The sequence below is a fragment of the Dactylosporangium sp. NPDC048998 genome (genome assembly GCF_043197855.1).
In the GTDB taxonomy this organism is placed as follows: domain Bacteria; phylum Actinomycetota; class Actinomycetes; order Mycobacteriales; family Micromonosporaceae; genus Dactylosporangium.
The window spans coordinates 9,949-20,851 of record NZ_JBICTV010000027.1; the positions used below are offsets into that span (position 1 = coordinate 9,949).

Sequence of the window (10,903 nt, forward strand, 5' to 3'; positions counted from 1 at the left end):
CGGGCTCAGAAGACGTAGGTACGGCTGGCGAAGGCCAGCCCTGACCCCGTGGCCGACCAGGTGCGGTCGTCGGGCAGCGGCAGGTCGAGCGATTCCTCCGGTACGGCCCGGTCCTGCGCCAGGGCCAACAGGCGCACCGGTCCGGGGGCGTGCACGTCGATGCTCAGCTCGAACCCGTCGTCAGGCGGCGCGGCGAACATGACTCCCCATTTCCACACCGCCGGTTCCGCCGGCACGTTCTGTCCGCCCGACACGGTACACACCGTGCCGGCGGCGGTGCCGACACTGGCCGCGGTGACGGTGGCCGACGACGTGTCGACGTAGAGTGCCAGCAGGATCGGCCGGGACGACTCGGCGCGCAGCCGCAGGCGCATCCGCCGGTTCTCGCCGTCGCGTTCGTCGGCGACCAGCCGCACGGACGGGCGGGCGAGCGTCGCCGGCGGTGCGGGGCCGACCCTGAACCCGCCCGGCGGTCCCCACAGGTTCGGGAACCGGTCGGCGATGGAAGCCCGTTCGGCCCCGACGTAGTGCGACACCCAGTGGTCGGGGTCGACGTCGGCGGAGACCCATTGGGCCTGCCCGGTGTCGGCATCGTAGGTGTACATGAGGCTGACAGGCAGCGGGTGCACTCGGTCCGTGCGGCTCGCCGCCGCTCCGCCGGCCACGAGCAGCGCCGACGCCACGCACAGCGCGGCGACGACGGATCGGCCCGCCCGGCGCCCCGACCGCACCGCCGCGGGCAGCAGCGCGCCCGCCAGCAGGGGGACGAGCACCAGCACGGCCGCCGCGGCGGCGAGCCCGACCGCGTGCAGCAGCACCGGCAGCAACGGCGCCAGCACCAGCGCCGCCGGCAGCGCCGACAGCGACATCAGCACGGGCCGCCAGGGCGCGTCGCCGGCCGTGCGTACGGCGGCGGCAAGTCCGCCCGCGCCGGCCAGCGCCGACCAGGTGAACAGGTAGGCGGCGCCGGGCACCGCCACCGCGGTAAGCAGCGCCAGTGCGGCCAGCCAGCCAAGCAGGCCGGCGGCGATCTCCGGGGCACTGACCCGGCGGTGGGCGAGGACCAGCCACAGCCAGGTGACGGCGGTGGCGAGCAGCAGCAGCCCGGCCGCGACCGCGGCGACCTGGTAGGGATCGCCGTACGGGAACCGCCCGTATGCGGGTCGGAGCAGGCACAGCAGCCGCCACAGCGCCCAGCCGAGCGCCCCGGCCACGAGCATTGTTCCCGGAAACGACGCCAGCGCGAGCCCGGCCGGCCGCAGCCGGATCGCCCGTCGGCGACCGCCGTACCAGAAGGCGGCGCCGACCGCGACGGCCGCCAGCACGGCCAGCGGCAGCACGGCCCACGCCGGGTAGCGGACCAGCCAGGGGCCGACGGTGAACCACGTCGCTTCGCCCGACCCGGCCACCGCCGTCAGGTCCCGGCCACCCAGCGTCCGGGTCGCGGCGAGCACCGTGTCCCCCATGTCCTGCAGGCTGCCCCGGTCCACGGCGGCGAGGTCGTCGCGGGCGGTGTGGTACCGGGCGCTGCCGCCGATCACGGCGAAGTTCATGCCGGCGTATCCGGCGGCGCGAAAACGGGTGAAGTCGGTGTCGTTGGGCAGCAGCCGGTAGATCTCGGCGGCCAGTGACGTGGCGATCGGGACCCGGTCGTCGAGCGCGCCGAGGACTCCGGCGCTGCCCGGGCCCGTTTCGAACATGACCAGCCGGCCGCTGGTGCCGCGGGCCTCCAGGTTCAGCACCACGGTGTCCGCCGGACGGCCGGAGGAGTCGGACCGCACATACGCCTTCGCGCCCAGCTGCGCGAATTCCTCACCGTCGGTGAACAGCAGGGTGACGTCGTTGCGCAGGGCCGGCGCCGCCCGCAGCGCGCGGGCGACCTCCAACAGGGTGGCCACCCCCAGGCCGTCGTCGGAGGCGCCGTGACTGATGGCGACCGAATCGGTGTGCGCGACCAGGATCACCCGCCCGGTTCCACCGCGGCCGGGCACGGTGGCCACGACGTTCCGGGTCTGCGCCAGCAGGTGTGCCCAGCCGTCGACCGGCATGTCCGCGACGGTGTCCGCTTCGGCGGGCTGCAGGCCGAGGCCGGTGAGCTGCTCCGTCACGTATCCGCGCACGGTGTCGGCCGCGTCGGTGCCCGAGGGGTGCGGCGCCCCGGTGATCCGGGTCAGGTGCCGGTAGGCGCGTTCGGCCGAGAACCGCTCCGCCGCGACGCCGGCGCCGGCCGGTGCCGGTACCGCATTGAGCAGGTACCCCGACAGCAGCATGAGGGACACGAGCGTGCCGGTCGCGGCGAGAGCCAGCAGCCGCGTCCGGCGGCCGGGCCGCGGATCGGGCGGGGCCGTCGACGGGATCACGCGTCCTCGTCCCCGCGCAGCACGGCGACCAGGTCCGCCATGGCCCGCACCGTCGGGTGTTCGAACAGCAGGTCGGCCCCGACCTCACAGCCGAATTCGGCCTCGATCCGGGAGACCAGGCGCAGCGCCCTCAGTGAGTCGCCGCCGAGTTCGAAGAAGTCGTCGTCCGGGCCGACACCCGACACGCCCAGCACGTCCTGGACGAGCTTGGCGAGCTGCGCCAGGGCGTCGATGTCGCCGACCGGCGCGGCGGCGGGTCCGGGCGTCGCGGCCTCGACCGGTGGGTCGGGCAGGGCGAGCAGGTCGGTCTTGCCGGCCAGGGTCATCGGCAGCGCGGGCAGGTCGACGAACGCTTCGGGGATCATGTACGACGGCAGCAGCCGGCGAAGCGTCGCACGCAGTTGCTCGGCGGTGGGCGACGCGGCCGGGTCGGCGGCAACGACGTAGGCGGTGAGCCGGCCACCCCGTACCGCCACCGCCGCCGCGCCGACCCGGTCGTCGGTGAGCAGGACCGCCTCGATCTCGCCGGGCTCGATCCGGTAACCGTTCAGCTTTACCTGCCGGTCGATCCGGCCGAGCAGCTCGAGCCGGCCGTCGGGCAGGTACCGCGCGTGGTCGCCGGTGCGGTACATCCGCCCGCCCGGCCGGAACGGGTCGGCGACGAACCGCTGCGCGGTCAGTTCGGGCCGCCGCCAGTATCCGTCGGCGACACCGGCTCCGCCGGTGCACAGCTCACCGACGCAGCCGTGCGGTGCCGGCTGGTCATGCGGGTCGAGCACGTACATCGTGGTGTTCGAGATCGGCCGGCCGACCGTGATCCGGGTGGTTTCGGAGTGGATCCGCTCGACGCTGGAGTAGACCGTCGTCTCGGTGGGTCCGTACATGTTCCACACCGACGAGCCCCGCTCGGCCAGCGGTACGGCGAGGTCCGGCGGGAACGCCTCGCCGCAGCTGTACAGCCGTGGCCGGCCGGCGCCCTGCCAGCCGGAGTCGATGAAGATGCGGTACCGCGACGGGGTCGCCTGCACCGCGGTGATGCCGTGCGACGTGACGTACCGATCCAGTTCCTGGCCGTTGAGGCGCAGTGCGCCGCCGCCGACGTGGACGGTCGCGCCGACCGCGAGCGGCACCAGCAGCTCGGCGAGTGAGGTGTCGAACGTGAGCGTGGTCAGCGCGAGGAACCGGTCGTCCGGGCCGAGGCCGGGGTGCCGCCGGGCGAGGCTGTCGACGAGGTTGGCCAGCGCGCGCCCGCCGACCGCCACCCCCTTGGGGCGACCGGTCGAGCCGGAGGTGTAGATGACGTAGGCGAGCCCGTTGCCATCGGCGCGGCCTACGACCGGCTCCGCCGCGCGCCAGTCCGCCGTGGACAGGTCGACCACCGGGCCGGCCCAACCGGCCAGCGCGGGCGCGCCCGTGGCGTCGACCAGGACCGCGCTCGGCTCGGCGTCGTCGAGCACAAACCGGTTGCGCTCCGCGGGATGCGTCGGGTCGAGCGGGACGAACGCGGCTCCGGCGCGGGCACAGCCCAGCAGGGCGGTGACCAGGTCCGCCTGGCGGCCGAGGCAGACCCCCAGCCGGTCACCGGGCCGCACACCGTGTCCGGCCAGCGTCGCAGCGAGCGCGTCGGCGCGCCGATCGAGATCCCGGTAGGTCAGCACGAGATGCTCGTCCACCACCGCGGGGTGGTCGGGCCGCAGTGCCACCGCCTCGTCGATGAGGGCGGGCAGCATGGCACGAGGCTCGGTCCGGTCGACAAGCGCGCCGTTCCACCGCTCGACCAGCAGGGCCCGATCCGCCTCCGGCAGGGCGAACACCGCGCGCACCGGTTGGCCGGGATCGACGGCGAGCCGGCGCAGCGCGGCGCCGAGGTGATCGAGCAGCGACTCGGCCTCGCCGCCGGTGAAGAGGGCCGCGTCCACGACGGCCTCCAGGCGTATCGTCGCGCCGACCCGGACCACGAGCGTCACCGGGTAGTTGGTGCGCGTCTCGTACCGTACGTCGGTCACCCGGGCCTGGCCGTCGCCGAACACGGCGGCCGTCCGGTCGGGGTAGCTCTCGAATACCAGCACGGTGTCGAAGAGCGCGGTGCCCGCGCCGAGGCCGCCCCACCGCTGGATGTCCGGCAGCGGGGTGTGCTGGTGGTCGAGGACGGGGTGCCGTCCGGCCGCGTGGGCGGCGAGCCACTGCCGGGCCGGGGCGGCGGGGTCGACGCGTACGCGCACCGGGATGGTGTTGATGAACATGCCGATCATCTCGTCGAACCGCGCGATGGCGGCCGGCCGGCCCGCGGTGGTCACGCCCACCACCACGTCGTCGCGTCCGCAGTAGCGGGCCACGGTGCCGGCCCAGGCCGCCTCGACGAGCCCTCCGAGCGTGGTCTGGGTGTCCACGGCGAGCCGGCGCAGCGCGGCGACCTGCTCCGCCTGCAGTTCGGCCCGCACGGTGCGGAAGGTGCCCGAGGGTCGGCTGCCCGGGCGGATGCCGGCGAGCGTCGGGGTCGCCGGTTCCCGGTAGCCGTCCAGGTAGCGGCTCCAGAACTCCCGGTCGGCGCGGGTGTCGCGCTGCCGCAGCCAGCGGATGTACTCGCGGTACGGCGGCGGTGCGGGCCGGGCCGGCGGGGCGGCCCCGGCCGGCTCCTGCAGGGCCTCGGCGACCTCGGCCAGCAGCAGCGCCGCCGACCAGCCGTCCAGCAGCAGGTGGTGGTAGGACCAGGCGACCAGGTACTCGTCCGGCAGGCCGAGCACCAGCAGCCGCATCAGCGGCGGCCGGGTGAGGTCGAAGGGCTGCCCCCGCAACCGGTCCACCGCGGCCTCCGCGGCGGCGGCGCGCTCGCCGACCGGCAGCCCGGTCAGATCGTGGAACGCCACCGGCAGTGCGGCGTGGGCGAGCACCACCTGCTGCGGAGCGCTGACCTGGGCGGAGACGAACGCCGTACGCAGCACCGGATGACGGTCGACGACGCGCTGCCAGGCATCGGTCAGCCGGGACAGCGGCAGCTCGCCGCCCACCCGGAACGAGGTCAGCTCCACGTACAGGCCCTTGTCGGCCGCGGTGACCGTGTGGAAGAGCATGCCCTCCTGGGTGGGGGAAAGCGCGTAGATGTCCTCGACGTTCGTCACCGCTGGTCACCCTTCTGGTCACCGTTTGACTGGAACCGCGCCATGATCCTGGCCACCTCCGTCTCGTCGAGGTCCGTGTCCGCGAAGCCGTGCCGAGCCTGAGCGTCCGGTGCCACCGCGTCGGCCACCGGCTGCGGCCGGCCGGCGCTCAGATGCGCGGCGAGCCGCGCGGCCGTGGGCTCGGCGAAGATGTCGCCGGGCGACACCGCCACGCCGAGGCGCTGCAACTCGGCGGCCAGTTGCACGATCAGCAGCGAGTCGGCGCCGAGCTGGAAGATGCTGTCGTCCCGCCCGACCTGCGCTACGCCGAGCAGCCGGGCGCTCGCGTCGGCGATCAACCGAGCCAAGTCGCCGGTGTCGCCGTCCGCCGGCCCCGGCGCGGCGGGCGGCGGTGCGGCCGCGGGATGCGGGCGCCGCGGGGCGGGCGCCGGTGCCGGTCCCCGCGTGGTGACCAGGACGTGCGGCAGATGCCGGTTGGCGAGCACCCGGTCGAAGGCGCGCAGCGCGTCGGCGGTCGTGAGCCCGCCCGGCTCCGCCGCCGGGGGCCGCAGCACGAACCCGGTCACCTCCACCGCCACCTGCCCGTCCGGGTCGGCCAGCGTCACGTCGACGACGAGCGTGTCCGCGTCGCCGGCGTCGTCCTGGCGCACCACCCGGGCGTACCCGGCGGCGGGCAGATCGCGGTACACGACGACACGCCGGTACGCGGCCGGCAGGTGAGCGCCGCCGGCCCCGGCGACCGCCCCCGTGGCCACGTCCAGCAGCGCCGGGTGCAACGGGTGGGCGTCAAGGTCGGCGTGGAACCGCTCGGGCAGGTCCATGCGCAGGACCGCCGCCCGCTGGTCCGCCCAGCCGCCGGTCAGGCACCGCCACCGTGGCCCGGTCCGCAGCCCGGCCGTGTGCGCGCCCGCGGCCGCCCCGGCCGCAGGCTCCGGGTACCCGGTGACGGGCAGGGCCACGTCGGCCGGTGGGGCGACGTCGAGCGGTCCGGCGGTGCCGGCGTGCGGACCGATACCGCCGCGGGCGGCCACGGCCGAGCCGCCGGCCTCCCACTCGTACCCGCCCTCCGGCCGGGGCCGCAGCCGGAACACGACCAGCGGCGAGGTGCCCTCGGGCACCCGCAACGGCTGCGCGAACACCGCGTCGAGTTGTACCGCACCCGGACCGTGGAGCAGCCGGTACCCGGCCACCGCCAGATCGAGCAGTGCGGTGCCGGGCAGCACAGGCTCCCCCCGCAGCCGATGTTCGTCGGCGAGCCACCGGGTGTGGCCGTGCCATCGCAGTCGCAGCTCGCACGTGCCGTCGGCGCTGTCGCGGCGGGCGTCGAACAGCGGATGCTCCAGCCGCTGCCCGTCGTCGGGCCAACCGTCCTGCGGACCGGTTTCGCGGTCCCCCGCTGCCCGCACCGCCATGCCCGTCTGTGACCAACGGTCCCAGCCGATCGACACGGTCCGATCGGCCAGGTGCGCGAAGCTGTCCAGGAACGCGTTCGCGGCGACGTAGCCGGCCTGCCCGGCCGCCCCGGTGACGGCCAGCACCGACGAGCACAGCACGAGGTACTCGGGCCGGTCGGGCGCGGTGAGCCGGTGCAGCAGCAGGGTGCCGGCCACCTTGGCGGCGAGCACCCGGTCCAGTTGCTGCGCGGTGCGCAGCGCAGACACCACCCCGTCGGCGACCCCGGCGGCGTGCACCACACCGACGATGCGCCCGAAGCGGGCACGGGCCTGGCGCAGCGCCCCGGCGAGGGCGTCGGCGTCGGTGACGTCCGCGTGGACCAGGCACACCGTGGCACCGGCGGCGGTGAGCGCGTCCAGCGCCTCGGCGAGTTCGGGCGTGCCCGGCCCGGCCGGCGCACCCGGGGGACGGATCGTGTGCCACCCCGGCCCGTCGGGCACCGGGCGCCTGCCGAGCAGCAGCAGGGTGCGGCCGGGATCGGCGGCCAGGTGGCCGGCGACAGCCAATCCGACGCCCCCGAGACCACCGGTGATCAGGTGGACGCCGCCGGGCGGTACCGGCGCCGGCCCGGACGGGGCCAGAACCGGCCGCGCGGGCACGGGGACCAGGCGGCTGCGTCCACGCGCGGCCGCCATGGCATCCGAGCCCGCCCCGAGTTCGGCGATCACGGCTGCCGCGGCGGCGGTGAGGCTGTCCCCGTCCCGGGCGGCCAGATCCAGATCGAAGGCGGTCATCGACATCGCCGGGGACTCCAGCGGTACCACCCGCACCGCGCCGAGCACGGCGGCCGCCTGCGGAGTGCGCGGCGGGTGTCCGCCGATGCCGTGAGCGGCGTCGGTGACCACGAGGGTCCGCACCGGCCGGCCGGGGAGCACCTCCCCCACGGCCCTGTGCAGGCCGAGCAGCCCGGCGAGGCAGGTACGGGCCTCACCGGCCAGGTCGGCGATGCTGCCCGCCTCGGTGACCGCGGTGCAGTCCAGCGCCCTGAGGTCGACGATCGCATCCGGCGGCTCGCCCCGGTTCGCGAGCCGGGTGAGCAGTGCGGCGCTCCACTGTGGATCGTCGAGCGGATCGCCCGGTTCGACGGCGACCGTCCGGCTCCCGGCGGCGAGCAGCGACGCGACCACGACCGGCCCGAGCGCCGGCCGCGCGGTGCCGGCTCGGTCCAGGAGCACCAGGACGGTCGGCGGGGACGGGGCCGGTCGCACCGGCGGGGTGGGCTTCCACTCCAGGACGTGCAGCCAGTCGTCCACGGCTACGCCGCCGACCGGCGGCGGGGCGGTGGTGGTGGCCGGCTCGAACCAGTGGCGGGTGGGTTCGAAGGGGTAGGTGGGCAGGGACACGCGCCGCCCGGTGGGCCAGCCCAGCGCGGCCCACCGGACCTCGGTGCCGCGCTCCCACAGCCGGGCCAGGCAGACGTACCGGGCCGGTGGTGCGGCCTCGGCGCCCGGGTCGGCGGGCGGGGCCGGATCGAGCGAGGCCAGCACCGGCCGGTCCGGCCAGCCCTGCCGCAGCGCTGCGGACAAGGCCCGTCCGGGTCCGATCTCCAGCACGGGTGTACCGGGGGGCGTGGCGTCCAGCGCGTCGGCGAACCGCACGGTATGGCGCATCTGTCCGGCCCAGTAGCCGGGCGAGGCCGCCTCCGCGGCCGTGAGGCGCCGGCCGGTGAGCGTCGAGTACACCGGCAGGGTCGGCGCACCGGCCGGCACCCCAGCGACCAGCTGCGCGAACTGGGCCGCCAGCGGGTCGGTGTGCCGGGAGTGGAAGGCATGCCGGGTCGCCAGCGGCCGGCTGGGGACGCCCAGCGCCGACAGGTGCTCGGCGATGCGGGCCACGTCCTGCGGCGCTCCCGCCAGTACGCAGCGCTCCGGCGCGTTGACGGCGGCCAGGTCGATGCCGTCGGCCGCCGCTCCGGCGTGGTCCAGCCGTTCGCGCAGCGCCGCCTCGCTCAGCGGCACGGCCAGCATCGCGCCGGCCGGCAACCGGCTCATCAGCCGTGCCCGGGCCGCCACCAGGCGGGCCGCGTCGGCCAGCGTGAACACCTCGGCCAGGCACGCGGCGGTGAGCTCGCCGATGCTGTGCCCGATGAGGGCCACGGGGCGCACCCCGAGCGCGATCCACCAGGTGGCCAGCGCGTACTCCAGGGCGAACAGCGCCGGCTGGGCGTACTCGGTCCGGTCGAACCCGTCGCCGTTCGCGGCGCCGCCTGCGGCGTCGAGCAGCAGGTCCTCGACCGGCGCGTCGGTCCACGGCCGCAGCGCGGCCAGGCACCGCCGCAGCGCCTCGCGGAACACCGGCTCGTCGCGGTGGATGCCGCCGGCCAGTCCGGGGTGACCGCTGCCCTGCCCGGCCAGGGCGAAGACCACGCCGGGAGCGGCGTCCGCGGCGCGCACCGGCCCGCCGGTCCACAGGCCGGTCGGGTGCATGCCGTCACGTGCCACCGCGGCCCGGCGCCACCGTCGCTCTCCTCGCCCGGTCTGCAGCGTGTGCGCGGCGTCGGCGAGCGCCGGTGCGTCCGGGGCGCGCAGGGCCACGGCGGTCAGCTCGGTCAGCCGGTCCAGTGCGACCGGCGTCCGGGCGGACAGCGGGAGCACCCGCCATCCGTGGCCGGCGGCGGTGTCCGCGGTGCGGCCGGTGGTGCGGGCGGCCGGTGGAGGGTCGGCGAGCACGACGTGTGCGTTCGTCCCGCCGACGCCGAAGGCGCTGACGCCCGCGATCCGGGCGCCGTCCGCGCCCGGCCAGGCGGCGCTGTCGGTCAGTACCCGGAACAGGTCGGCGTCCAGGTCCGGACCGGGCTGTTCGAAGTGGACCGTCGGTACCAGGGCGCGGTGCTGCAGGCACAGGACCGTCTTGATCAGGCCGGCCATGCCGGCGCAGGTGTCGAGGTGGCCGACGTTGGACTTGACCGAGCCGAGGACGCGGTTCGGGTCGGGTGCGGCGGCGAAGACCCGGCGGAGGGCGGCCAGTTCGACGCGGTCGCCCAGGGCGGTGGCGGTGCCGTGGCCCTCCAGGTAGGAGACCTGTTCCGGGTGGACCCCGGCGACCGACAGCGCCGCGGCGATGACGCGGGCCTGGCCGTCCACGCTCGGCGCGGTGAACCCGACCTTGCGGTTGCCGTCGTTGTTGACCGCGGATCCGAGCAGCACGGCCCGCACCTGGTCGCCGTCGGCCAGTGCGTCGGCGAGGCGCTTGAGCACGACCACGCCGACGCCACCGCCGAAGACCGTACCGCCGGCCGCGGCGTCGTACGGGCGGCAGTGCCCGTCCGGGGAGAGGATCCCGCCCTCGGTGTACCGGTACCCCAGCCCCTGCAGCACCCCGGCCGACACGGCGCCGGCCAGTGCCAGGTCGCACTCGCCGCTCAGCAGCGCCTCACCGGCCAGGTGCACCGCGACCAGCGCCGACGAACAGGCCGTCTGGACGCTGACGGCGGGGCCGGTCAGACCGATCCGGTACGCGGTCTGCGTCGCCAGGTAGTCCTTGTCACCGGCGGCGAGCCACTGCATGTCGGCCAGGTCGCCGAGCTGCGCGGCGTGTGGCAGCACCCGGTGGGTCAGATAGGAGTTGAATCCCGCGGCCGCGTAGACGCCGACGTCGCCGCTCACCCGTCCGGGGACCTGTCCGGCGTCCTCCAGGGCCGTGACCGCGCACTCCAGGAACACCCGGTGCTGCGGGTCCATCAGCGCGGCGTCGCGGGGCGGGATGCCGAAGTACTCGGCGTCGAACAGGTCCAGTCCGTCGAGCACGCCGCCGGCCGGTACGAACCGGGGATCGGCGAGCCGGTCCGCCGCTACCCCGAGGGCCGCCAGCTCGGCCCGGGTGCGCACGGTGATGCCCTCGCGGCCGGCGACCAGGTTGCGCCAGAACGTGGCCGCGTCGGGCGCACCGGGGAACCGGCAGGCGAGTCCGACGATCGCGACGGCGTCCGGCGGGGCCACCGCCGGCGGATCGGTGCTCATCGCAGGCTCC

Annotated in this window: 3 protein-coding genes; all 3 read right to left on the reverse strand. The window is 75.8% G+C overall.

Going from position 1 to position 10,903, the window contains the following annotated elements:
* Positions 1 to 5: 5 nt before the first annotated feature.
* The 3 genes from ACGFI8_RS37230 to ACGFI8_RS37240 are packed head-to-tail and all read right to left on the reverse strand — an operon-like array spanning position 6 to position 10,893.
* A complete protein-coding gene (locus ACGFI8_RS37230) occupies positions 6 to 2,360 on the reverse strand; it encodes a M20/M25/M40 family metallo-hydrolase (RefSeq protein WP_392811859.1) in 2,355 nt (784 codons plus the stop codon).
* Positions 2,357 to 5,479 carry an amino acid adenylation domain-containing protein gene (locus ACGFI8_RS37235; RefSeq protein WP_392811861.1) on the reverse strand — a complete coding sequence of 1,041 codons (3,123 nt, stop codon included), beginning with the start codon at positions 5,477 to 5,479 and terminating at the stop codon, positions 2,357 to 2,359. Before ACGFI8_RS37235 ends, ACGFI8_RS37230 begins: the two co-directional genes overlap by 4 nt.
* Entirely contained in the window at positions 5,476 to 10,893 is a 5,418-nt protein-coding gene (locus ACGFI8_RS37240) for an SDR family NAD(P)-dependent oxidoreductase (RefSeq protein ID WP_392811863.1), read from the reverse strand. Before ACGFI8_RS37240 ends, ACGFI8_RS37235 begins: the two co-directional genes overlap by 4 nt.
* Positions 10,894 to 10,903 lie beyond the last annotated feature (10 nt).